The following is a 22,969-nucleotide window of genomic DNA, read 5'->3' as shown; positions in this document are numbered from 1 at the left end:
AAAGCCGGCTCCAAACTGAAGACTGGCTTGGAAGTGGCACAAGCGATTGCTGGCGACAAAGACGTTCTTAATTCGCTTCAGAGTGCCGAAAGAAATGACGGCACCGAGCTGCGGGTAGAAGATAGATTTTGGCTATTAATCATGCGTCCACGGCGCTTAAAATAAGGGGAGTTGGTTACACAAACGCCTCCACAATTACAACGCCAGATGAGGTAACTTAATCATACGTTAGCCCTTTCACCACAAGGCCACGTTGCCCCGCGTGCTCACGTATTTCTGTAAGCAAATGATACCGAGCCGTATCGCGAACGCAACGATTGTTCGCTGACAGTAGCAACGTATCTCCTATCAATGAGGCCTTAATCTTGGACAGCCAAGCGCCCGGATTTCGGCATCCAGAAACCTTCCTTTTAGAAATTACCCGGCAGATCTCACGCCAAGATTCTGGTGCGTTTTCATCACAAACTTGCTGCCATTGAGAACTTTCGTGCCCTGATGGTTCGTTGGTCTGCAGATCGTCAAGAGCATCAAGCAGCATCAGACGCGAAGGTCTTTTTCCCTTCTGTCGCAATCCATCCAGCTCCGACCTAACGCCATCAAAACCAACGCGATCAATCGCCTCATTTACCCGCAAACACGCATTCGCCAGCGTCCAGGGCTCGGAACACAGTCGCTGCCACTCCCTCGCTAAAATCAAACATTGATCATCGACGGCAGGAAGAACGGTTGCGCCAGCGCCAGATACGACATTCGTCTGTTCTCTTTCATCCGTGTTCTTCTTATTGGAATCGGCACCACGTGCCGGTTTAACAGCGGAATCTGATGCTGGTATGATGGAACCAGGTGCCGGTTTAGAACCAAGACCGATCAGCTGATAGGCGTTACGATTGCGAAGCCTGCCAACAGCTCGGGCCAGCTTTTCCACCAATCCAAGTTCGGCCAAACGCTTAAGCGCCTGACGCACCTTGCGATCAGACAAACTTGTCTCATGTGCAATCGTCTCGATCTTTGGAAAGCAAGCCTGCGTGCGATCATTGACGTGGGACGCCAGAACGACGGCAACGCAGATCTCGGCTGTTGATAAATCACGATGATGAAGGATCTTGGTCTGCACCCAGTACCAGCGGGCAACGGCAGACGTTCCGACCGGTGCTGATTGTTCAGCAACCGCGCCGGTATGCGCTTGGGAATATGAAGATGTCATGTGTGGTATCGGCACGACTCAGCTTGGCTTTCATCAGTACAAGCTTGAACTCCAAACCCCGTTTCCGCAGTACGACCTCAAAAGCGAACAGGAAAAAGAAATCAAGTTCTATCGCCAACAGGGGATATCAGAGGATTTTCTTGCGCAGGTTTTCCTCGCCCCCTCGTCGGGCATCTGGTTTCCGAGTACGGAGGATTTGGTGAGGTCTGGTGTTGTCGATGAGGTTGTTGCGGATCAGTAGGATGGGCGGCAAGCAACGGAATAGGGCTGTGGAGCTTGCCGCGGGGAACCTCCGCAGTCTGCGCGCGGCCTATCGGCCGTGCTCGACCTTCAGACTAAAAACGTGCCACTGGCACGTTTTCTTGACGTCCTTTCTCAAGACTTACGCGCACCCACTGGGTGCACGGTTCCTTCAAAACCATCAAGTTGGCTCAGAACGCAGGAAGATCAGAGGTTCAAAGGCGCTTCACGTGATCAAACAAAAAAAGCCCGCCACGAGGGCGAGCCTTTTTTATTTGGTTGCGGGGGCTGTCGCCCAAAAGTTTTTACTGCTTGCGAGTTTGGGATATTTTCCCAAAAAAAATTGTACCTCGCTATGACGATGCAACCCTAAACCGCTCTTCCTTGTCAAGTCGTTAATGGCCGCGTGATGCGTGGTCACGTCATGATGGGGGTACTGTGGTTTCTGTTTGGGGACAAGCCAAGATCGAATTCATTGCTTTGCGCGATGAAATTCGTAATGAGCATCTGACGGGTAAATCCAAAAACCGGATCTATCGGGAACTCCGTGCGTCAGGTCACGTGACCATGTCGCAACGGTCTTTCTACTATTGGTTCGACTTTCTTCTGCCATCCAATTCTCATCCCGCTCAAAACACCCTTCCAGTTCCCACGCCGATTAAGCCACGAAACCATAAAGGTTCCGTGGCTGTTCGTGCTGATCCACGCCCCCCTGTGAAAATCCAGAACATCGACGGCCGTCTTTCGTCTGTCTCCACCCAGTTGTGGGACGACGATGAAGAGCCACAACCCGTTAAGACCGAGCAATGACCAGAATGGTTACGTCCTGCGGCAACGACCCGCCATGCCTTGAAAACAAGCACCGCCACGCTTTGGGCGTGGTCTGGTGAATGCAACGCCCCAACAACCTGGCCCGTACCCGAGAAATCGGGTCGGGCTTTAAGGGGCAGGACAGAATGAAGCAGGGGATGACTATGAAGTGCGTATTTCAGGATCAACCGTACTCCGAAGGCCTCAATCGGCCATACGGAGGGATAGAATGAATCCTCCGATTTCGAACCCGATAGCCGTTGATATTCTTGACCCTGCATTGATCACGGCCATATCGCAGCTTCATGAATTCAACATTACCAAAAGAACACTTTACAGACTTTCCGAAAGTGCAAGGGATATCGGGCTTCAATTCGTAATTGGTGGTGGATCTTTCGACCTCAATGACGAACAGCGCGACGCCCTGGCACGGTCATTGGCCTATCTGCATGTATCACTAAATTATTCCCTGTGCCCTGACGAATGGGACAAGATTGTCGGCGAACGAATAAGTGATGGCTGGGCTCATGGGGTCCTGTTTCAGCTTCTTGATGAACTAGCTCAAGCGAATGTTCATTTAGCGGATCTGTCCCCGAGCAAGATCGAGCAACCTTGGGCGCCAGAAAATCTTGATCAGTCCAGATCAGAAGATAACGCACTTGATTTACCACCATCAGGTAATGCTTGGACGCCATCTCTTGTGAGATTTTTCGCCTGCGTACTTGGCAGTTTCCTTGGTGTTCTGCTTGGTCATTGGTTGAGCGAAGAATCTTTTGCTGAAACATCACCTCAGATCACGTTCCCAGCATACCCAGAGCTTAGCCCGTCGCCTTACGAACGCATGATCCCGCCGGTTCAACCGGAGGCATCCGAATGAGCTGGCAATCTGACTACGTCACCTTTCATCGCCGCATCCACGAACAGCGAAAGTCACTTGGAATTTCACAGCCAAAAGCTGCGGAAATCATAGGTGTTTCAGAAAGAACATATCGCACCTTCGAAACTGGCGGCGGTGATCTAGAGGCTGCGAAGGTCTTCAAGCTCGCCAATCATCTTGGCATCAAAATCATCATTTCAGACGGAGTTATCGCCGATGGCGTTGATTAATATCACCCTTCAGGGCAAAGGCGGTGTTGGAAAATCTTTCATCAACAGCCTCTTGATGCAGTATTACCTCAAACGCGGGCTTAAGGTTCAAGGGTTCGATACGGACCCCGTGAACCAGACCTTTGCGGGCTATAAAGCTTTTCCCGTCAAGTCCATCCAACTTGGCGAGCGTGAGGATGAAATCAACCCGAGATTCTTCGATGATTTGATCGAAGATCTAGTGGCCCTTCCCGAAAATGCCGTTGCCAATATCGACAATGGCTCGAGCACATTTCTGCCTTTGCTCTCGTACCTGCTTGAATCGCAAGTGCTGACCATGCTGCGAGATGCCGGTCATGATGTACGCCTGCATTGCGTCATTGTTGGTGGCCAAGCGCTTGAAGACACCATGCGCGGGCTTGCCGAGGTTCTTGTTCACCTTCCTGATATCCCTGTTGTCGTCTGGCTTAATGAGTATGTCTACGGACGCATCCTAAGGGCCCGGCCCGGTTCTGAGCCCGAGGGCTTTGAACAATCAGCACTCTACAAGAAGAACAAAGTCAGGTTTTACAGCCTTGTTCATCTGCCGGCAGTCCGTCAATCGACCTATGGGCACGACATCGCCCAGATGACGCAATCGCATCTGACTTTTGATGAGGCGGTTGCCTCTGATCAGTTCAAAATCATGGCGAAGCAACGTCTCAAGACCACCTGGACGGCTCTGTACGGGGTCATGGAAGAGGCGATGCTCTGATGTCTGCTCTTGATGAAAGCCCGCCGCTGCCAGTCAACATCGATACGTTCGAAGATCTGAGAACCTATCTGTGGCAACAACACGGCACAACCGTCAATCCAGATGATCCAGTCATGCTTGTCTTCACGATGTTGCGTGTTGGCCTTGATCAACATGAGCAACTGAATGAACGCAACAGGCTGAACTTAGCCAATGCCGTTCAAGCTATCGCTGATGGCTTTACCAAGGACGTCAATCAATCAATCCAGACCTTCAAGGAAGAGGCGATTGGGGACGTCGTTCGAGAACGCATTGAGGCGATGAACGAAGCGGCAAGGCAAGCCGACAGAGCAACGTCTAACTTCAAGAAACTCCTCTTTTATCAAGCAATCCTGACAGCAGTGAACCTTCTCGCCGCCTTCTTCACGATTGGCGTCCTGTTCACGCTCGTCCGATAGCAAATGCACAAAACTCGAATGAACGATGAGGATAAAATGAAAACCAAAACACTTCTTGCGGTCTCGCTGATCGCTTCAGTTGTAACCATCGTGCTTATGGAACCTGCCTTGGCACAAGGTATTGATATCGGTGGGGACACTGGTGGAGATACCAAGTGGTACAGCTTCATCGTCGATGGGCTCAACCTTGTGGCCGAAGGTGTCGGTGCAATTGTCGCAGTATTCCTCGGCCTTGGTTTGATGGGATGGGGCGCTTGGGGGGCACTGAAAGGACGATTGGAACCGGAACGCGCATTAATCATGGTCATCGGTGGCATTGTCGCCCTTGCCGGTCCAGCGATTGCATCTGGACTTTTGTCCTTCATCGAGCAGTAAGAGGTTTCCGATGAAGGCGGCAAGTATCGTTCAAGTTCACGTACAGCACCAAATGACGTTGGCGGGCCTGCCAATGAGACTACTTGTTCTCGCCTTGATCGGTGGGGCAGTCATGCTCGTCGTACCTCTGCTGGCAAAATCGATTGCACTCGCCATCCCGTGTGGCGTCATCGGGATTGTCGGGTGCTGGCTCACATTGCTCGGGAAATTCCGTGCAGATCCGTTCTTTGACAAACAGCTTCTTCTTGCGCCGCGTTACTGGGGCAAGCGACGGGGATCAATCAGCATTCTTTCCACGGGGGGATGCAGTAAATGATTTGGTCAGAAGTGGCAGCAACCGGTTTTGTATCCCTTATGGGGGCAGGTCTTGTTATTCCAGCAAGCCGAAGGTTCATGCTTGGTGATTTGCAGCGTGACTGGCTGCAAGACGAACTTGAACTTGACTGCATTGATCACAACGATGCGGTAACAGGCCGCAATAAAGACGGATCGCTTTTCCGTATCTGGCACATTGAAGGGACCAGCTACGATGCAAGGGTCGATACGGAACAACACACGATGCTGTTGGGTCGATCAGACTTACTGAAGGATCTGGCAAAGGCCGGCCTTTCCAACAGGCTGTTTGGTGTAAAGCGAAGACATCGGATTGATAGCCATGCGACATGGCCAAATGACGTGCTGTCTGAAATCGGGGAAGCTGAAGCAAATCGCTTCAAATCCAGTTATTTCATTGACTGGTACCTGATGCTGACAGGCACGGACATGCAGTCGCTTGCCGATGCTGAAGACAAAATCCAGTCCATGATGTCGGCCTATCGTCCTGTGGTACTCCAAACGCCGGAGACAGACGATGTTTCGTGTCCGTTAACCGGCTTTCTTAACGGACTGGTAAGTGGTGACTATCGTCGGGATTTGCCTGCTTCAAGCAGGAACATCTCAGGCAGCCTTCCAGCATCAGACCTTGCCTTCGACAAAGTTAGCGGAACGATCACAACCCATGTCCCTCAGCAACGTGTCCAGAAGGTCATCACGGTTACGTATTGGCCGGAAGTCCTGACCGCTCACTTCGCGAGTGAAATCATGGCGCTGGAAGGCGACATTGAAATCAGTCAGGTCTGTGAACCTTGGGGCCGTGACCAAGCGACTATGTTCTTTTCCCGTCGCCTCCAGTCGGAAACTGGAAGATGGTTCGGGAATCCTGCTGCGGCAAAAGAAACATCAGCAACCTTGGCGCTGCTGAAGGAAAACAACACTTCCCTGTTTGCCACGCAGTTCTGCATCATTCCGCGTGCAGAAAATGCCGAGGCTCTTGAAAACCTGGTACGTGAAATATGTGCCATACTTGGTGACCGCAGAATAGGCTACTCGATCCAGACGGCCGGTGCCCCCGCATGTTGGTTTAACAGGCTACCAAAACCAATCAAGGGCGGCTTGCTCCCCCCCGGTGGGCGCATGATGGCCAGTCTCGATCTTCGCGACCAGAACATTGCATCGATTTGGGCGTTCCCTCACTCGCCAAATGGAATGGCAGAAAGCCCGCTTGGCCCTGAGCCAATTCGCTGGTTCGCAACACCTTCCGGTCAAAGTTACTCATTCCAGTTCCACGTTGTGAACAAGCCATTGTCGCTTGCAAACTTCCTTGTGTTTGCTCCAGCCGGTAGTGGCAAATCAACACTCATGATGCACCTGCTGGGTGGTTTGGCGAAGTTCCCGAATGTGCGGTCATACCTGTTTGACTCTCAGGAAGGGTCACGCTTCATGGTGGAAGCTATGGGCGGTTCCTATCAAGGGTATAATGATCTTGCCTTGAATGCTCTCGATGTCGGTGAAGACAAGCCTGAAAACCGCGAGCGTATTCGGTTTATTCTCAAGTCCCTTGCCGGAGTGGCTCTGGACAGCGACGACATCAAGCAACTTGATCATGCAGTTGATCTGGCGTTTCAGCTTGATCCGCCAGATCGGACCCTGAACGCTCTTTATCCTTATTCTTTTGCGCGTCGTTCAAATCTGCGTGATGCATTTGCCCAATGGGTTGTTGACGACAAGGGTAACAAGGGGCTGAGAAGCCATATCTTCAATGCCCCCCACGACAGTCTTTCCGGGTTGCTGAACCAATCACACATGGTTGGTATCAACATGAATGAAGCATTGAAAGACCCCTCACTCGGAGCTCCGATTGTCGCCCATATTTCTGAGGCAATCTTTCATTCTGCGAATGAAATGGCCAAGGAAGCCCGGGAAGGTAGAAGTGGTTTTGTCATCACTCTTGAGGAAGCTGCACGGCTTCGGCAAAACCCCGGATTTCGTGATCTCAGTAGTGTGATGTACCGCGAGTACCGAAAGCTCGGCGGTGTGGTCGGTATGGTGTTTCAAGATCCGGCAGCACTTACCAAGTCGGAAGGCTATGAGGCCATCATTGAAAACACGGCCACATTCATTTTCTTCCCGAACTCCAAGGTTACAGAAGAAAGTCTCAAGCCTTTCAATCTGAATGAAGAACAGATCCAGTTCATTCGAGGGCGCACACGCAGCCGCAAGAAAAATGATCGTCGTGTTCTGATCATTAAACGCGATGAAGTCAGCGGATACGAGGAAAGTGTCATTCTTGATGTTGACCTGACCCCGCTTGGCAAAGCTGCGCGGTTCTATAAGAGCGGCCCGGGCGCGAACCATGAACTTGCTGAACTCAAAGAGAAATGGGGGGACGCATGGTCAAAACATCTTTGAAACCATCAGGAAAATTCAGGCGGCATATTGGTGCGCTTGTGATCGGGGTTCTGGTCCTGCTGCCCACCACGGCTACCGCAACCTATCCTGTATTTGATGCAACCTCTTTTACCAAGCTGATTGAGCAGTTCAACAGCCTTCAAAAACAGCTTGATCAATTGATGAAGCAGACTGAGATCCTGGGCAAAGTGAGCAAAGCTGTTCAGGACCAGGTCGATACAATCGGCAAGCTTGGGAACATCACCATGCCAATCGTCAATATGGCGCGTTTGGCTCAAGCCATTAACAAGGATGCCCGCTGTCTTTTACCAGATCTATCGGGATTAATGCCGGGCCTCAATCTGGACGAGTTGGACTGGGAAAGCATCTGTTCACGTCGTCGTTTCTATCAGGAAATGCTTTGGTTCGATCCGAATGATCCCGATAGCTGGAAGTTTGAAGACGGAACGGCTCCCGAAGACTGGTCTTACCCAGAAGGCGGCAGTTGGGGCGGCGACAATGCAGGCGACTGGAAAAACCCCGATGGATCCCCAGCAGCGGAGCGTGCTCATCGCATAGCCCGCGACCTAGCAAGAAAACAAGTCCTTCAACGTCAGAACGTTATTGTAAAGGACGCGATCAATACGGGGTTCTCGCAATCCGACCAGATCATTGATCAGGTGGAAGCCAATCAGTTAACTGCCGATGAGATCGAGGCGGAAGCAGATGCGGCCGATACCCTGAAGAAGCTTGTGGCTGTCTTGATCAAGGTCATGCTGCATCAGGATAGGCAGGCGGTGCAGTCACAGCAGCAGCGTGCGCAGCTTATTCGTATTCAAGCGGCTACACTCATGAAGCTGATGCCACCTGAAGCCACGCTTGATGAAGCTCTTGATGGAATTGAAGTCTCTGATGGTAGTGAAGATGATAGCGCTGGAGACGATGAATGATCGTCCATCCAGCGTGTCACCCGTCACTGAAACTGTTTGATGATCTCTTCGAGAGCCTTGCGGTCAGCTTTGCTCAGTGTATCGCCATGTTTGGCAAGATAGTTCGATACGACCATGCGGCTTTGTTCGTTATTCTTTCCACTGCGAATAACGCTATTGGCAAGAAGAGTATCGTACTTCTTTACCTGGTCTGGCAGTCGCCAGTCAGGAAGGTCGTTGCATTCACCCGTGAAGATATTCTTGTGGTCGTCGTTGTATCCACGATCCCGGTACTTTTCATACCAGTAATCGTACCTCTCACACAGAACCTTCCATTCATTCCAAGGCTCGGCAATCGGTCCATTCGGATTGAGCGCCGTGGTCGTGGTCATCATCTTTTCAATGCTGTCGTACCAGCGGGCCCAGTAATCGTAGGTGCGGTTCAAGTCGTGGCAATATTCGACCAACTGCCTGTCCGCTTCGTCCTCCAGTTGGAGGTCTTCAATCTTTGTAGACCCGTCGTTCAGCCAGCGGGCATCCCAGTGATTGTAGGCTTCGCTGCTATCGCACTGCGCGTATGCCTTCTCCAAATCATCCCGTGTTTTCAGTTCAGACCAAAATCCAACAGCTCGGTCCAAGTCAAAGAAATCGACTTTCTTAGGGGCATAACGTGCTTGCGCGGGTGTGCAAATTATCAAGGAAATCACAATGGCACTTAATACACCAACCATAGACGCGCCCTTCTGTGCGACGTGTGACGTCGTCCAGGTATATGAGAAGAATGCCCGCGAGTTTGTCGAGGCACTTACGGTCGTTCTTTCCAGTGGGATGTTGAAGATTTTCATAGCCGTCGTCGGCCTTTGGCTGATGGTTCAGGGTATTAAGATGATACTCGGTCGTGCCGATCTTGCAAGCCTTTGCCGCGAAACATTCTTTGTCATTGTCGCAGGCGGTTTGATCGCAGATGGGACCGGCCTTGTGATGATTATCTACAAGATGGCAATCGGGACAATGACGGCTGCTGCGAGTGCCGTTCTGATCGCTGCCGGGAATGTCTCAGGCGCTGACTGGACTGCCGACGGTACAGATCATTACAGCGGCGTGACCCTTCTTGTGTTTGCATCTGAACGCGGATTTATGAAGGTGCTAGATGTCGGTTTTGAACTCTGGAAATCGTTCTCTGTCGGCAACCTGACAGGCCCTTTAACCGGCGTCCTGATCATCATCCCCTGGTTCCTGTTGATCGTTGTTTATTTCAGTCAGGTCATGGTCACGATATTCCGGGTTGCTGTCCTTGCCGGTCTATCACCCTTCATCATGCTTGGTGTTGGCTTCCAATGGAGCCAAGGCATGGTTTGGAAAGGTTTAAAATCACTGATTGCGGCCGGACTGGTGTTGTACGGGGCAACGTTAGCGATCGGGATCTGCTTGTTTGCAGTTACCTCCTTGGAACTAGATACGAGGATGGTGGGAATTGACGGCGGATCGTTCTTCACTGGCCCGGGCTTCCTCGCCGTCATCCTTGGCATCATGGGCACGGTTTTCGTAACCGAAGCCACAGGCATCGCCAATTCCATAGCAGAATCTCAGTTCACAAACACCGCCGCTGCAACCATGGCTGGTTCCGCCGTTGGTGCCAGCATGTATATGGCCAAGAAGTTTGGCCCTCCCGGTTTGAAGCAAGCTCTCAACTTTGCAGACAAAGCAACGGGCGCTGCCCAGTCAGGACTGGGGGCGGCAAGAGAAACCCTTTTCAACAATCCCGACATTCTCGGTTCTGCCAAAGGCAGTGCGCTCAATGATTTGGGCAAGATGGGCGGCGGTTCGTCCGCAAGCAACTTCGGTGAATATGTGGACCGCCTGAAACGCGGCGGAATTTCGAACAATTGATATGAAAGGACTTTTTGCAATGAGCATCAAAACACATGGCGAAAAGCCGTCTTTCCTGAACACGGTAGGTGCGGTGATTTCCGTCATTAACCGGGGCACAGGGTTGCTTTTCTGGTCTGTAAGTTGTCTCGGAATTCTGTTTCTGCCGGAAACCCTGATCTTAATTATCCGTGCATTCCTCGCTCTGGATGTCACCGATCAGGCGCAAATTCTCAGGCAGTTGGTTTTCCTGTCGATCATCTTGACGGCCCTCATTTGGGGGGTGTCACGGCTGGTCATGAAACTTATCGCCAATCAAAGGCAATTGGCTCTTTTGACACAAGGTCAAAGCCAGATGCCTAGCCGTTCCCCTGAAAATTCCAGTGATACAGGTGCCCAATGAAACATTTGGATAAGAAGTTTCTGTTCAATTATCTACGTCACCACATTCTCCCGGAAATCACACGACTGTTGCGATTAGCTTTAAGTGTTTTCACATCCTACCTGACCTACGTAGGCGGCATCATCGGCATCATAACGCTAGTTGTGATCTGCTTTGCCCCGGATGAAGCAATCTCCATTTTCGAGGAACTAGGGGCAATCTCGCCAGAGCGGTTGCAAACCGGCACATCCAAAATTTTGACCCTGCTGACTGGATGGTGGGTGATGGGCATTGGCGGGTTTACATTCATCTTCGGCCGGTTTCCATTCACAAGCAAAACCTCAAAGCCATTTGCGAAAATTGGCATTGCAAAGGCGGCTCGCCCCTCTGTTGAGGGAGAAAGCCAGTGAAACATCTCATCATTATTTTCTCTACTGTCGTTCTCCTCTCTGGATGTGCTGTCACTGACAATGGTGTTGAACTGCCCAAAGAAGGTACCGGCACTGATGAGATGAGCAAAAGCCCATGCGTCTGTGATCCGATTGATTTCAATAGCGGAGGCTTTGAATGGGTCGGCTAAACAGCTTTTTTCAAAACTTACGGGATCGCAGGGCGGCTCATCTCGATCAGAAAATGGTCGATGGCAGTCTTGCCCCAGCCGACGCGACGACATCAGGCCGTTCGATGCGTGGCCGGCACGCCCCTGCGGTTACTGCGGACCCGTTCGCATACGAAGCATCACATCGTCGCTCTGCATGGATGCTCAGATTGTCTGCTGGCATGAACATCGGCCTCATGGCCTGTCTGGTTGTCTCGTTCAACGTGATTGCTGGAATGGTTCCTCTGAAGGAAAAGGTGCCGTTCTGGATCATTCCGGCCGACGAAGATGAAATCCGCTTTCAGATCAAGCCGGTCATTGAGGACGTAAATGCCTTCGATGTCGAACTGGAGGGTAAGGCCCGCCGTTACGTGAAGGCCCGTCTCGAAATAGACGGCGTAACGCAGGAAGAACGACAGCGCGAAGTCTCCCGCATGACGGAACGTGGAGAATGGATCGACTTCAGAAACGAATGGATCGATAGCGGCAAGATTTCCGATGCAATAGCGGGCGGTCTGGACCGCGAAATTCGTATCGAAAGCGCTAACAAAGTCGCCAGCCTGACAGGTGATTACAAGTTCGCCATCGACTTTATCCGAATTGACCGTCGCAACGGCAAGCCTGTCGGGGAACCGACGAAGCTCCGCGCTTACCTCTCCATGGTCACAAGCGAGCAAACCGTTTCATTGGAACAGAAATACATCAATCCATACGGGATCACCGTAACGGACATGATTTTGCGTGCACGAGGTTCATCATGAAAATACCCAAGGTTCTCAGGATTTTTATCCATCTCATGCTTGGGCTCTGCCTGATCGCATTTCTTGCACTGTCTGCGCTTGATGCGATGGCTCAGACAGCCCGCCCACCCATGCCTGGGCAACAAGCACCATTTACAGGTGCGCAAACAACCAACCCGCCCGCTACGACGGCACCACGACCACAAATGCCTGTTCCTGACAGTGTTGTAGAACAGGCAAAAGATCAGAACGAAGGTAATTTCGGTCCGCTTGTCCGGCCCATTACAGCCGGTCAAATACAGGAAGTCTGGGACTACGCCAAGCCAGAGGATGGCGTGTACGAACCGGACATGTGTGCAAATTGCACCTATCGCATCCGTACCCGCGAAAGAATGCCAACACTCATCGAGTTGCCACTTGGTGAGAGGATTCTTGGCATTGATCGTGGGATTAAAGCCGGCTGGCTCATTCAACAGCGAGAACACAACCGGATCGTCGTTCAACCCAAAGGATTTGGATACGATACATCTCTGATCGTCCGTGGAGAATCTGGACAAGTCTATCCGTTTTATCTCCGCGCCGAGGGTGTGAACTCACAGAACATCCCTGATCTTTTCGTTAAGATAAATGGCACCGTCCAGATTGATGATGAGATGGCCGTGCCGGTTTCAGCGCATACAGATACAAATTTGGTACAAAATAAGTATGAAAAAAATACGTCCAAAGTACCTAATATGGACCTGCCAGCCTCTGATAAGGGTAAGGACGCAATAGACGGTCTGGTCAATACTAACCCCGGCACGCCCGATGAGGACTACGTAGCAGAAGCCAAGTTTGATCCCAACGCGCTTCGCGGATGGGGTCAATATAAGCTTTACGGTGACAAGGAACTGGAACCTGTCACCGTCTTTCGCGATGACTATTTCACGTACATTCGCTTTGGCGACAAATGGAAGGATCTCGAACTACCGACCGCCTATGTCGTGGTCGATGAATTCGACGAACTGGTAAATACCCGGGTTCAGGGGCAGACATTCATTGTCGAAAGCACTCAAAAGCTCATAACGCTGAAAAGCGGCTTTAAGTACATGTGCATTGAGTTCGTAGGTGGAGCATGAGCGCCATTTGCGATATCGCCCTGGTGTTGAACCTCACACTCAATGGTCTGTGTGTCGATGCGGAACAGGTAAAGGTGCCACCGACCTTACCGCCCGATGATGCGAGCGCATGGGCTTTACCAGCCCCGCCGCCACCGGCCCCGCCGGCGCCAGAACCCGCCGCCCCGCGTTTTCCACCTGTCATCATTAAACGCGAGGCACCTGCACCGGCGCCAGAACCAACACCGGAACCTGAACCAGAGCTGGTTGTTGAGCCTGTTCCAGAACCTCCTGCGCCTGATCCGTACAGACTGGCGTTGCAAGCCGCGTGGTCCAGATCGCAACCATCCACCCAAAGTCTCTCGCTGGCGACCTATCACGATCCGCGTGTGCCGATGGATGAAGGGGATGGATTTACCAACACTGTGCCGGTTCCGAAAATGGGCCGCAGGATTGGTCCTGACCCGCTTGATTTGAAAGATGTTGGCCAAGAACCAGAAGACTATGACGGACCACATCGCACCTCAACACTGCCGGTCGATAACTCGCGCAAGATTGCACAGGATCGATACATCTCGGTTCAGCTTGAAACCGGGATAAACAGCCAAGTCGGCGGCGAAGAACCCGGATCGGTGATCCTTCAGACAACACGCGATGTGTTCGGCTATCACGGCCGCATGGTTTTGATGCCCAAAGGGTCACGCATGATTTGCAGCTATCTGCCTCCTGCTGACATGGGCAGTTCACAACTGGCCATCGAGTGCGAGCGCGTTCTGATAGCGGGCCATAGGGCAGAAATCATCAATCTCGGCTCAAACGTAACCAACCAGCAAGGCTGGGTGGGTGTTTCGGGCGGAGTCGATAACAGGTTCTGGCAGCGCTACGGCAACGCCTTCCTGTTAACCGGCATTTCCACTGCGGTGCGCTATGCGGCCGCCAGCACAAAATCAGAGGACGCCGATGGAGAAGTGGCCACGGCCGCTGCCGAAAAGGCGTCTGAGGAACTCTCGAACAAGTTTGGGGAAATTACGGCCGACATGCTTGAGCGGACACTTGATCTCAAGCCGATCATCACAATTCGCCAAGGCACACGCCTGCAAATTCGTCCGGCAACGGACTGGTATATCAAAGAAGTGGAGTAACAGCATGAAACGCAAATGGTTTGCATTGCTTCTACTGTCGTCATGTCTCGCCCTGCCCGCCACAGCGCAGGTCGCACAAGAGATCGACAGTATCAGCTCACAATCCCAAGCCCCGACTGCCGGCATGGATGGCCTTGTCGAAAAGGTGAATATTATCACCCGAACGAAGACCCCGACCGAATTGCCAGAGAACGACCCAGTAGCGCTCGATCTCGGGTTTGTCAATATTCCGGGCGTTTCCAAGACATTGACTGAGGGTGTGACTGCGAAGGCATACGCCCGTTATGTTTCTGTCGATGATATGAAAATCGGTCAGCTCGTGCTTTCAAGTGTTGGTAAGGGCAACCGCACCGAACCGCTGAATTCTGACAACTTCGTTGCACAGTTCAATCTTGACCAAACGGCATTGGATCCGTCGTCGCCAATTACGATTGAGGGAGATCAGCCAGAACTTGTGGCCGCCCTGGAACGGCTCGCGGCCGCAGAAGACATCCCTGAGGATGAAAAAAGCGAAGAAGAGATTGCCGACTCAGGTGTTGGCGCCTCGGAAGGCAAGGTCGGCTCAAACGCATCATCCAACCCGGATGCATCGGGATATTCGACCCCGGATGGGCTGGATGTGAAGAAAACCCCCGTCATCAGCTCCAACATCACCACGAACGGATGTAATATCCGTGTGGATCTCGATCAGTTGCAGGCGATCCAGCAAACGCGGGTTGAAACGGTGACGGACGGAACGCCCGAGTACAGCGATTGCGCTGATGGCTCGGAGCGGTTCAAGATCAGTCCGAGCTATGCCGTCTGTCCCTACGACGAAAATGTCGAGACGATGAAAGCTACCGCCCAGTTCATGTATTACTACACGGACGGCGGCGGTAATCGGGAAGAAATTGGCGATTGTCAGCCGGACACCGAAAAAGTTTATGACATTGTAGAAGACCGTAATGCCTGCACGGTCTATCTCGATTACATCAATCTGAAAGCTGTACCGCAAGGCAAGCTGGTTTACACCAATCATAACGGCAAGGAAATTCCGGTTTCGTCCTGCGCAGCGTCGATTGAAGTTGAGCCTGTACCGATGGAGAGAACCACGGAAGGGTGCGATATTCGCGACGACTTCCTTGCCGGAAAATCGTTCGGGCGATCCAAATACATCTACACGCTGGAAGGTCAGGATTGGGATACGTCCTGTCAGGATAACGACGAAGAATACGATCACTCCACAATCTATAAAACCGCCAATGGCGATCAAGTGTGTGAACCGATCATCAACCGCGAAAGTGGGAAGGTAACGCTTCAAAGCCGTGTGATGATCAATGTCCATGGTTTCGAGATTTATCGTACCCCATGCACGCCAGATCCTTCGGCTAAAGACATCCAGTCAACGACATCGGGTTGCCAAGATCCGGGGAAATGGAGCCATAACATATCGGCCGGACAGAGTATCGGCAGTGAACGCTTCTATTATCTGCTCGACGGAAAGCAAGAGCCTGTCACGGAATGTCAGGATAACGGAGTCATCTATACCCATCAGCAAGAATTGACGGGCTGGCAACGTCACGATGACAAGCTGTTCGCGTATCGTCTTGTCACTGTCTACATCGAGGGCGTCGAAACACTCTCAGGGCGATACAACGTTCTGACGTCGCAAGTTCTGCCCGGGGATCCACAGGTCCCTTACCTTTATACAGGTGTCGGCCCAGCGACAAATGGTAAAACCTATTATGAAGGCTGCACCCGATTTGACGAACGCGATGAAGTCGAAAGTTACAAACGCCCCGACGAAACAACCCACAAGGTCATCGTGGGTGAAGCAACTCCATTGGATCTTGGGAACAAATGTAATGTAGATGTCCAATGGACGGCCTACGTAAACACCCGGTTCAATGTAGGCAGCTTCAATCCCTACTATGGAACGGCCTACAACGGCTCCACCCGAACGTACGGCCCGTCGCCGCAGTGCGGTATGGCGTCTGTCAGTTGGGCCTTTAATGAAGCTCGTCACCAGTCAGGCGATCCCAATGGTTTCTCAAGTTCACATGGAACCACACGCGCACCATACCATTGCGCCACTTCATCAACGACGGCAACGAAAACCCTCACGCGTGAAGACGGCGAAGTCATTGGAGATCCGTTAGAGCGAACATGCACACGAACCGCGCAAGCGTCATCTGTCGGGTTGGGCTCGGACCCGGATGAAATGTACCAACATGACACTTACGGAACGTACCCCGTCTATTCGAGCGGGAAACCCGGATTTCCAAACATGAACGTGGCCAAACCGGAGTGCATGTCGGATTGGGGATGGTATTAATGAACGCCATAAACCCGCTATACAAAAAAATCGTAGCCCCACTCGCTCGTTACTACGACGACCCGACCACCGTCGAGGTTCGGTTGAATGGTCCGCATCGGATCGTGGTGGACCGTCGCGGTACCGGGAAGAAATTAATCGAAGACCCAAGGCTAACACAGGCTGTTATTGAAGGCCTGTGCATAGCTCTTTCGAATAACCGAGGACTGAATTTCGACCCTGACAGTAATCCAATCCTTTCTACAACACTTGATGAGGGGCATCGGTTTGAATGTCTGGTCGGGCCTTCTGTCCGATCAGGCCTCAGCCTCGCGATACGCTGTAAACATCCTTTCTCGCCGACGTGGAGTGACTTTACGCCGGCAACAAAGAAAGGGGATCGTGATTACCTCGATGACGCGATGGATCGCCTCAAAATCAAGTGTGAAAACGAAATCAAAGAACTGCTGATTGAGGCGATGGTCAAAGGTTGGAACATCGCCATTTCTGGTGGGACCAACACCGGAAAGACAAGCCTGCTCAACATGCTGCTTTCCTCTGTCGCTGACGACGTTCGCGTTGTCGGCCTTGAAGATTCGGGCGAGCTGTTCCTTGAGCGATTTTGGGACGGCAATGGGCTACTAGCTGCGCGTGAAAGTGGCAGTAACACTGGCATGGTGGATTGGCGTGTTCTTTTCGATCACGTCAACCGCATTACCCCAGATCGTGTTCCTTTCGGGGAAATCAGTACGAAAAATGCCTTTGCTGTTCTCGGAACGCTCAATGCCGGCGCCACCGGCGTGAGCTTCACAATCCATTCTACTAATCCGAAACACGCAATACACCGCAAGTTTGATCAGAACATCGCGTGGGCAGGAATGAAAATGGACCGCATTCCCGAGTTTCTTACGGAAATGGTCGATCTCGTTGTCCAGATCAAACGTGATCAGGACGGGTTCCGTCGCATCACGGATATCTGGCAACCGGCTAACGATAACTTCATCCTGAAAGACGGGAGAGCGACATGAGCCAACGCATTGGTCATTTCTTCCTCGTCGTCATTTTTCTCGGCATGATCGCTGGCATTATCGGTCAGTGGTATCTTTCTGTTGGTTTCGACCCGAGGGACCCTGCTTGGTGGCAATGGCTTGCTGCTGCAATCTCACACCCTGCCGGCCTGCCCGATGAAATGCTCATGCCTGCGGTTTACACGGTAATCGCCGGTACAGCTTTGATGGTGGTAGTTGGTGTTCTTCTTGCCCGTGCACGTAACGATACTGTTGCCGGATCTCGGAAAGGAAATGAACTACACGGCTCCGCACGTTGGGCCACACTAAAAGACATCCGCAAGGCGCGTCTTTTGCGCCAAGCGGGTGATTCTGTTGTCGTTGGTGCGATCAGAACCTGGCGGGGCAAAATCAAAGTGCTTCGCCACAAAGGGCCAGAACATGTGCTGGTTTGGGCTGCTACTCGTACTGGCAAGGGTGTATCCCTGATTGTTGAGACATTGCTCACATGGGTTCATTCTAGCCTCACGCTTGACATCAAGGGTGAGAACTACACGAAAACGGCCGGTTGGCTGAAGTTCTTTGGCATTCGGGTAGAAAAGTTCGAGCCGGCCGCAATCAGTGGGTCATCACGTTTCAATCCACTTGCTGAGATCCGCATTGATACAGAACGAGACATTGGCGACTGCCAAAACATCGCTCAGATGATCATCGATCCAGACGGCAAAGGGATGCACGATTACTGGCGGCAAGAAGGGTATGGCTGGCTCTCTGTCGTATTGCTCCATGTCCTATACAAAACCCGGAAAGAAGAGAACCGCGTCGCCTGTTTTGACGATGTAAATACGTTCCTTTCAGGCATTTCAACCGTGAAACCGCCAGCCGATGCATTGGAAGCTGCCCGCCCCGGGGCATCCGCCGAAGACGGGGATGATCAAATGTCCGCCCAGGACAACTTCGTGAAGATCCTTGAAGCCATGGCTGAATATGAACACGGCCTCAAGCACGTCAACACAGAGGTCCGTCGCGGCGCAAACAGTTTGGCTATTAAAGCTCCGCAGGAACGCTCGGGTGTCCATTCCAACGCGAAGACACAGCTCACAGTCTTTGCAGATCCAATCATTGCAAGAAACACATCAACAAGCGACTTCCGCTTATCTGATTTGATGAACGGTGATCGTCCGATGGCCCTTTACCTTGTCGTCAGCCCTGCGGACAAAGACCGTCTTCGGCCTTTGATCAGAATTATGCTGAACCTGTTTTTACGCCGGCAAACTGAAAGTCTGGCCGCAAGTTATAAGCATCCACTTCTTTTAATGCTCGATGAGTTGGCAGCCCTCGGGAAAATGGAAGTGCTGGAGGAATCGCTCGCGTTCATGGCCGGATACGGCATCCGGGCATACATGATTTTTCAGAATGTCGAGCAGCTTCATAAATGCTACGGCAAAGATGAATCGCTTATGGCCAACTCGAAAGTGCGTATCGCCTTTACGCCAAACAAGCTTGAAACAGCAAAGCTGATTTCAGATATGAGTGGCCGCACCACGATTGTCCAGAAACGGCGTTCTCAATCGGGCAAATCCGGTCAGATGTCGGGATCAAATTCCGACAATATTCAAGAAACATCTCGGCCTCTTCTTACCGCAGATGAATGTATGCGCCTGCCTGTCATCGATACAGAGGGCAAGAAAGCACAGCCCGGCGATTCATTGATCTTTGTTGCGGGTATTCCGCCAATCCATGGCACGCAAAACCTCTATTTCCTCGACAAAGAGCTAAACCGTCGCTCTCAGATGCCACCACCCGAAATGGAACACTCCCCTGTTCACCACAACATGCCTTCAGCAACGGAGAATACCCATGAAGCAGCCTGAAATTATCAAGGGCGCAAACGCCCGATTAAACGAAACAGAATATCTCAAACTCGCGACACAGGCCGTCTCGGCAGCAAGTGATATTGGCCCTGTTTCTGTCGATCCTGATGTCGCCGAAGCCATGGGCGCTTTCGAGGAACAGGCGTTGTCTATGGATGCGGCACTGGACAGCCATTTTGACGGCGAGGATCCGACCGCCATCGAGGAGGTGTTGGGCAATGGTTAAGAAAAATTTCCGCGATCAGGTCGTTGATACGCTGATCGATCAAATTGCCGCCGGCACTGCTCCTTGGCAAAAACCATGGGAACCCGACAATGTTCGCGTTCCAGCATTTAATCCTGCCACGGGCAAACCCTATCGTGGCATGAACCAGATATGGCTCGAAGCGCAAGGCTACGCAGATCCTCGTTGGACGACCTATCGCCAGTCACAAGCCAATGGTTATCAAGTGCGAAAGGGTGAGAAAGGCACTCAAATTGAATACTGGCAGTGGTCCGACCGGCGACCAATGACAGATAATAGCGGAGCACCAATCCTCAACGACCAGGGCAAGCAACGCTATCAAGAAGTGCGGCTGGAGCGTCCCAAGGTGTTTCACGCTGTCGTCTTCAACGGCTCGCAGATCGATGGGCTGGAACCATTCATTGGCCAGGAACCAAATTTCAACCCTGTCGAACGGGCCGAACAGGTTCTTTCCGAACTCAATGTTCCTATCTTTCACGATCAGCGTGACCGCGCATTCTATCAACCTGGGGCGGATGAAATCCATATGCCGCCAAAAGGGTTGTTCAAAGGTCAGTATGAATATTACGCGACCGCTCTGCATGAAGGCGGCCATTCAACTGGCCATCATTCGCGGCTTGCACGCGAAGGTGGCCCCTTTGGTTCTGAATCCTATGCTCGCGAAGAGCTTCGGGCAGAGATAGCCTCTTTCATGACGACAACTGAACTGGGGCTTGGCCACTATCCTGAACGCCACGCAAGCTACATTGAAGGTTGGATGACAGCGATCAAGGAAGATCGCAATGTGTTGTTTCAGGCCGCCCGCGACGCAGAAGTGATCAAAACGTGGATCATGGAACCGGAAAAACGTCTTGAACTCACACCGGCCAAAGAACGGCAACAGGCTATGGCTCAACATCAGCCGTCGGTAGTCGGCCAGACGGTCAACATGGCGCAACATGACCAAATGACCGTCGAGCGTGAAGAAATTGTCAACCATATGTTCGAGAACCATGCACACGCACACCCGACCCTGTGGGCGATAGATATTCAAGATACGCTGGTACTTGCCGGAAATCGTGAAAACAAGAAACAACTCTCAGCCGATCAGATCAAGGAAGGATTGAAAGCATCCGACCTTTCCAACGATAACCTTAGGCGCTTTCTCGGACAGACAGCAGAAGCCGCCAACTGGGGCAGCTTTGCCTCTATTGTGCCTGGCTATGATGAGGAACATCACGCATTCGCTCAGCTTGCCGAGCAATTCCAAAAGATTGATTGGGTCGCAGACTATGCAACTTCGCCGGAACGCCGTGCTACTGGCATCGCGCACCGGGACGAAACGCTGTCATTGATGGAAGGTGAAGCATTGGCGTCGCCGCTTCATCGCGAGTTGGCCTCGGCTTTATGGGATCTGGATGGTCCCAGGCCAAAAGCCCACGTCCAGAAACCGGAATGGCATGTACCCGCCGAACAGCGCAAAGATGAGCATCTCAATCGCCTGCGTGAACCACTCGAAATAAGTCTTTCAAATGGCCCGATTAATCAATCAATCCAAAACCAGCAGAACGATCTCACGCAGAGGAAAGCTATTTATGATTCAGCAAAACCCAGCACCCGTATTTATAAACTGGACGGAATGGGGGACGTGCAAAACTTTGATTCTTTGGGTGAAGCTGTAAGAGGCCTTGAAGGCTCTCGACCTTTCGGGATGTCTAATCTGTCGATAGTCGCAGGTGGACGAGAGACCACTATTATTGGCAATGACTGGTACAATGACGGTTCCAATCACCGGTACACTTACCTAACCCCTGAAATGGAAAAACTACATACGGCGATCCGTAAGCAGGCCACCGGACTGGAAAATGGTGACATGGGAATAGATGTTGCTGAAGGCTCTATCAACACGGTTCTCGCAGCGCGGGATGAGAAGGGAAAAAAGAGAAGTCAGGAGGCAAGAGCTATGGTCGGATCGATTAAAGACGCTCCCGACACAACCGATGCAGAAAAAAAACGCGTTTATCTCTCTGTACCCTTCCGCGAGAAGAATGAAGCCAAGGCCCTCGGTGCCAAATGGGACCGCCGCGATAAGGCATGGTTCGTTCACGAAGGATCTGACATGAAAGCTTTTGCCAAATGGCAGAAGAAAGTCGAACCATCATCTGATCAGAAGATCGATCCACACCTGGAATTTTCTGCTGCTTGTCGTGAAAACGGCTTAATTCTGGATGGACCGGCCGAGATGGACGGTAAGTGGCATCGTGTATCGGTTGACGGTGATGCCAAAGGTAAAACCAGCGGAAGCTATCGCGGATTTCTTGAAGGTATTCCTGCTGGCCAGATCATGAATTTCAAAACCGCCAGCGAGCCGGTAAAATGGGTGGCCAGTGGCGCTAAAATGGATCCGGCAGAGCTTGAAAAAGTCAAAGCTCAATCTGCGGCTCGCAAAGCAGAACAGGAACAAGAACTGCGCTTCCAGTATCGTCAGACGGCGAAACGAGCTTATGCGACATTCCAGAATGCCATCGAAGCCAGCAACGATCACCCTTATCTGAAACGCAAGCAGGTATCGGGCGAGACTTTGCGTGTTGATCGTGAGGGCAGTCTGATCATGCCAATGATGAATGAGAAGGGCTTCATTGAAAATGTGCAAACCATCAAACCAGATGGTACCAAACGCTATCTGAAGGACGGTAAGAAATCCGGTTTAATCCACGTTATCCCGGGCAAAAAAGACAAGCCGTGGATTATTGCTGAAGGTTATGCCACGGCGAAAAGCCTGAATGCCGCAACCGGCTTTACGGCTGTTGTTGCAATGGACGGCGGCAACCTTGCGGTCGTGGCCGAAGCCCTTCACAAGCAAAACCCCGAACGCCAGCATTTGATTGCTGCTGACGACGATCATAAGCAGGTCGAAAAAGTTGGCTTCAATCCAGGTTTGAATGCTGCGAACAAGGCCGCCGGTCGTTCAGATGCAAGTATTCTCAAACCACCTCTTTCGCCCGAGGACAAACTGCAAGGTCTTACGGATTTCAATGATCTGCACGTAAATCGTGGGTTTGATGAATTCCGCAAGGACGTGAGAAAACAGCTTGCGGATCTTGGCGTTTCTGTCGGCCGGGGGAAATCCATCCAGGCAACGCCGAAGAAGCAACTCAACCAGTCAAATCATATGACGGTCTAACGCTTAGCTGCCGGTGAGA

At 51.8% G+C, this 22,969-nt stretch carries 24 protein-coding genes; 22 read left to right on the top strand and 2 right to left on the bottom strand.

From position 1 onward, the window contains the following. Positions 1–217 precede the first annotated feature (217 nt). On the bottom strand, positions 218–1,204 hold the full coding sequence (locus tag AMM48_RS20585) for a helix-turn-helix domain-containing protein (protein ID WP_102785582.1): 987 nt from the start codon (positions 1,202–1,204) through the stop codon (positions 218–220). Between AMM48_RS20585 and AMM48_RS20580 the strand changes: the two genes are divergently transcribed. From AMM48_RS20580 to AMM48_RS20530, 10 genes are all read left to right on the top strand, one after another. Next, positions 1,203–1,445, top strand: a complete 243-nt coding sequence (locus AMM48_RS20580) for a hypothetical protein (protein WP_102785581.1) — start codon at positions 1,203–1,205, stop codon at positions 1,443–1,445. The genes AMM48_RS20585 and AMM48_RS20580 overlap by 2 nt on opposite strands. Before the next feature lie 437 nt (positions 1,446–1,882). Further along, positions 1,883–2,254: a hypothetical protein gene (locus AMM48_RS20570; protein ID WP_101304787.1), complete on the top strand. Its 372-nt coding sequence runs from the start codon at positions 1,883–1,885 to the stop codon at positions 2,252–2,254. Between the two features lie 229 nt (positions 2,255–2,483). Continuing rightward, positions 2,484–3,131: a hypothetical protein gene (locus AMM48_RS20565; protein WP_101304786.1), complete on the top strand. Its 648-nt coding sequence runs from the start codon at positions 2,484–2,486 to the stop codon at positions 3,129–3,131. Continuing rightward, positions 3,128–3,361: a helix-turn-helix transcriptional regulator gene (locus AMM48_RS20560; RefSeq protein ID WP_101304785.1), complete on the top strand. Its 234-nt coding sequence runs from the start codon at positions 3,128–3,130 to the stop codon at positions 3,359–3,361. The genes AMM48_RS20565 and AMM48_RS20560 overlap by 4 nt, the downstream gene beginning before the upstream one ends. Continuing rightward, complete coding sequence (locus tag AMM48_RS20555) at positions 3,348–4,094, top strand: conjugal transfer protein TraL (RefSeq protein ID WP_102785579.1); 747 nt, start codon at positions 3,348–3,350, stop codon at positions 4,092–4,094. The genes AMM48_RS20560 and AMM48_RS20555 overlap by 14 nt, the downstream gene beginning before the upstream one ends. Beyond that, positions 4,094–4,531: a hypothetical protein gene (locus AMM48_RS20550; protein ID WP_101304783.1), complete on the top strand. Its 438-nt coding sequence runs from the start codon at positions 4,094–4,096 to the stop codon at positions 4,529–4,531. Before AMM48_RS20555 ends, AMM48_RS20550 begins: the two co-directional genes overlap by 1 nt. A gap of 36 nt (positions 4,532–4,567) precedes the next feature. After that, positions 4,568–4,906, top strand: coding sequence for a hypothetical protein (locus AMM48_RS20545; protein ID WP_133125098.1), 339 nt, complete (start codon positions 4,568–4,570; stop codon positions 4,904–4,906). 73 nt (positions 4,907–4,979) lie between these two features. Beyond that, a complete protein-coding gene (locus tag AMM48_RS20540; RefSeq protein WP_133125097.1) occupies positions 4,980–5,222 on the top strand; it encodes a hypothetical protein in 243 nt (80 codons plus the stop codon). Next, a complete protein-coding gene (locus AMM48_RS20535) occupies positions 5,219–7,633 on the top strand; it encodes a VirB4 family type IV secretion system protein (protein WP_101304780.1) in 2,415 nt (804 codons plus the stop codon). The genes AMM48_RS20540 and AMM48_RS20535 overlap by 4 nt, the downstream gene beginning before the upstream one ends. Then, positions 7,615–8,562: a hypothetical protein gene (locus tag AMM48_RS20530; protein ID WP_101304779.1), complete on the top strand. Its 948-nt coding sequence runs from the start codon at positions 7,615–7,617 to the stop codon at positions 8,560–8,562. Before AMM48_RS20535 ends, AMM48_RS20530 begins: the two co-directional genes overlap by 19 nt. A gap of 23 nt (positions 8,563–8,585) precedes the next feature. Here the strand turns inward: AMM48_RS20530 and AMM48_RS20525 are convergent, their stop codons facing one another. After that, positions 8,586–9,272, bottom strand: a complete 687-nt coding sequence (locus AMM48_RS20525) for a hypothetical protein (RefSeq protein WP_146030432.1) — start codon at positions 9,270–9,272, stop codon at positions 8,586–8,588. On the opposite strand from AMM48_RS20525, the gene AMM48_RS20520 reads away from it, so the two are divergent. From AMM48_RS20520 to AMM48_RS20470, 12 genes are read left to right on the top strand one after another with little or no spacing between them, the layout of a single operon-like run. Continuing rightward, complete coding sequence (locus AMM48_RS20520) at positions 9,250–10,431, top strand: hypothetical protein (protein WP_102785577.1); 1,182 nt, start codon at positions 9,250–9,252, stop codon at positions 10,429–10,431. The genes AMM48_RS20525 and AMM48_RS20520 overlap by 23 nt on opposite strands. 19 nt (positions 10,432–10,450) lie before the next feature. Further along, on the top strand, positions 10,451–10,813 hold the full coding sequence (locus tag AMM48_RS20515) for a hypothetical protein (RefSeq protein WP_146030431.1): 363 nt from the start codon (positions 10,451–10,453) through the stop codon (positions 10,811–10,813). Further along, on the top strand, positions 10,810–11,202 hold the full coding sequence (locus tag AMM48_RS20510) for a hypothetical protein (protein WP_102785575.1): 393 nt from the start codon (positions 10,810–10,812) through the stop codon (positions 11,200–11,202). The genes AMM48_RS20515 and AMM48_RS20510 overlap by 4 nt, the downstream gene beginning before the upstream one ends. Beyond that, positions 11,199–11,372 (top strand): hypothetical protein, encoded by a 174-nt coding sequence (locus tag AMM48_RS22300; RefSeq protein ID WP_165792417.1) that lies wholly within the window; start codon positions 11,199–11,201, stop codon positions 11,370–11,372. Before AMM48_RS20510 ends, AMM48_RS22300 begins: the two co-directional genes overlap by 4 nt. Then, positions 11,360–12,151: a type IV secretion system protein gene (locus AMM48_RS20505; protein ID WP_102785574.1), complete on the top strand. Its 792-nt coding sequence runs from the start codon at positions 11,360–11,362 to the stop codon at positions 12,149–12,151. The genes AMM48_RS22300 and AMM48_RS20505 overlap by 13 nt, the downstream gene beginning before the upstream one ends. Then, positions 12,148–13,248: a TrbG/VirB9 family P-type conjugative transfer protein gene (locus AMM48_RS20500; RefSeq protein WP_102785573.1), complete on the top strand. Its 1,101-nt coding sequence runs from the start codon at positions 12,148–12,150 to the stop codon at positions 13,246–13,248. The genes AMM48_RS20505 and AMM48_RS20500 overlap by 4 nt, the downstream gene beginning before the upstream one ends. Then, positions 13,245–14,369 (top strand): TrbI/VirB10 family protein, encoded by a 1,125-nt coding sequence (locus AMM48_RS20495; RefSeq protein WP_102785572.1) that lies wholly within the window; start codon positions 13,245–13,247, stop codon positions 14,367–14,369. The genes AMM48_RS20500 and AMM48_RS20495 overlap by 4 nt, the downstream gene beginning before the upstream one ends. Before the next feature lie 4 nt (positions 14,370–14,373). After that, positions 14,374–16,683 (top strand): hypothetical protein, encoded by a 2,310-nt coding sequence (locus tag AMM48_RS20490; protein ID WP_102785571.1) that lies wholly within the window; start codon positions 14,374–14,376, stop codon positions 16,681–16,683. Then, positions 16,683–17,690 (top strand): ATPase, T2SS/T4P/T4SS family, encoded by a 1,008-nt coding sequence (locus tag AMM48_RS20485; protein ID WP_102785570.1) that lies wholly within the window; start codon positions 16,683–16,685, stop codon positions 17,688–17,690. The genes AMM48_RS20490 and AMM48_RS20485 overlap by 1 nt, the downstream gene beginning before the upstream one ends. After that, positions 17,687–19,543: a type IV secretory system conjugative DNA transfer family protein gene (locus AMM48_RS20480; protein WP_102785569.1), complete on the top strand. Its 1,857-nt coding sequence runs from the start codon at positions 17,687–17,689 to the stop codon at positions 19,541–19,543. Before AMM48_RS20485 ends, AMM48_RS20480 begins: the two co-directional genes overlap by 4 nt. Next, the gene (locus tag AMM48_RS20475) at positions 19,530–19,769 is read left to right on the top strand and encodes a hypothetical protein (RefSeq protein WP_102785568.1); all 240 of its coding nucleotides are present in this window, start codon (positions 19,530–19,532) and stop codon (positions 19,767–19,769) included. Before AMM48_RS20480 ends, AMM48_RS20475 begins: the two co-directional genes overlap by 14 nt. Then, entirely contained in the window at positions 19,762–22,950 is a 3,189-nt protein-coding gene (locus AMM48_RS20470; RefSeq protein WP_102785567.1) for a zincin-like metallopeptidase domain-containing protein, read from the top strand. Before AMM48_RS20475 ends, AMM48_RS20470 begins: the two co-directional genes overlap by 8 nt. Positions 22,951–22,969 lie beyond the last annotated feature (19 nt).

The organism is Thalassospira sp. GB04J01, assembly GCF_000751115.1.
In the GTDB taxonomy this organism is placed as follows: domain Bacteria; phylum Pseudomonadota; class Alphaproteobacteria; order Rhodospirillales; family Thalassospiraceae; genus Thalassospira; species Thalassospira lucentensis.
This window is presented reverse-complemented; position numbering and strand designations above follow the sequence as displayed.

Bases quoted from the DNA above. Each gene is read 5' to 3' on its own strand.
- AMM48_RS20525 (WP_146030432.1), bottom strand. From the start codon at position 9,272: ATGGTTGGTGTATTAAGTGCCATTGTGATTTCCTTGATAATTTGCACA.
- AMM48_RS20490 (WP_102785571.1), top strand. From the start codon at position 14,374: ATGAAACGCAAATGGTTTGCATTGCTTCTACTGTCGTCATGTCTCGCC.
- AMM48_RS20495 (WP_102785572.1), top strand. From the start codon at position 13,245: ATGAGCGCCATTTGCGATATCGCCCTGGTGTTGAACCTCACACTCAAT.
- AMM48_RS20480 (WP_102785569.1), top strand. From the start codon at position 17,687: ATGAGCCAACGCATTGGTCATTTCTTCCTCGTCGTCATTTTTCTCGGC.
- AMM48_RS20585 (WP_102785582.1), bottom strand. From the start codon at position 1,204: ATGACATCTTCATATTCCCAAGCGCATACCGGCGCGGTTGCTGAACAA.
- AMM48_RS20510 (WP_102785575.1), top strand. From the start codon at position 10,810: ATGAAACATTTGGATAAGAAGTTTCTGTTCAATTATCTACGTCACCAC.
- AMM48_RS20555 (WP_102785579.1), top strand. From the start codon at position 3,348: ATGGCGTTGATTAATATCACCCTTCAGGGCAAAGGCGGTGTTGGAAAA.
- AMM48_RS20475 (WP_102785568.1), top strand. From the start codon at position 19,530: ATGAAGCAGCCTGAAATTATCAAGGGCGCAAACGCCCGATTAAACGAA.
- AMM48_RS20545 (WP_133125098.1), top strand. From the start codon at position 4,568: ATGAAAACCAAAACACTTCTTGCGGTCTCGCTGATCGCTTCAGTTGTA.
- AMM48_RS20470 (WP_102785567.1), top strand. From the start codon at position 19,762: ATGGTTAAGAAAAATTTCCGCGATCAGGTCGTTGATACGCTGATCGAT.
- AMM48_RS20505 (WP_102785574.1), top strand. From the start codon at position 11,360: ATGGGTCGGCTAAACAGCTTTTTTCAAAACTTACGGGATCGCAGGGCG.
- AMM48_RS20550 (WP_101304783.1), top strand. From the start codon at position 4,094: ATGTCTGCTCTTGATGAAAGCCCGCCGCTGCCAGTCAACATCGATACG.
- AMM48_RS20515 (WP_146030431.1), top strand. From the start codon at position 10,451: ATGAGCATCAAAACACATGGCGAAAAGCCGTCTTTCCTGAACACGGTA.
- AMM48_RS20520 (WP_102785577.1), top strand. From the start codon at position 9,250: ATGGCACTTAATACACCAACCATAGACGCGCCCTTCTGTGCGACGTGT.
- AMM48_RS20485 (WP_102785570.1), top strand. From the start codon at position 16,683: ATGAACGCCATAAACCCGCTATACAAAAAAATCGTAGCCCCACTCGCT.
- AMM48_RS20500 (WP_102785573.1), top strand. From the start codon at position 12,148: ATGAAAATACCCAAGGTTCTCAGGATTTTTATCCATCTCATGCTTGGG.
- AMM48_RS20530 (WP_101304779.1), top strand. From the start codon at position 7,615: ATGGTCAAAACATCTTTGAAACCATCAGGAAAATTCAGGCGGCATATT.
- AMM48_RS20540 (WP_133125097.1), top strand. From the start codon at position 4,980: ATGAGACTACTTGTTCTCGCCTTGATCGGTGGGGCAGTCATGCTCGTC.
- AMM48_RS20535 (WP_101304780.1), top strand. From the start codon at position 5,219: ATGATTTGGTCAGAAGTGGCAGCAACCGGTTTTGTATCCCTTATGGGG.
- AMM48_RS20580 (WP_102785581.1), top strand. From the start codon at position 1,203: ATGTGTGGTATCGGCACGACTCAGCTTGGCTTTCATCAGTACAAGCTT.
- AMM48_RS20560 (WP_101304785.1), top strand. From the start codon at position 3,128: ATGAGCTGGCAATCTGACTACGTCACCTTTCATCGCCGCATCCACGAA.
- AMM48_RS20565 (WP_101304786.1), top strand. From the start codon at position 2,484: ATGAATCCTCCGATTTCGAACCCGATAGCCGTTGATATTCTTGACCCT.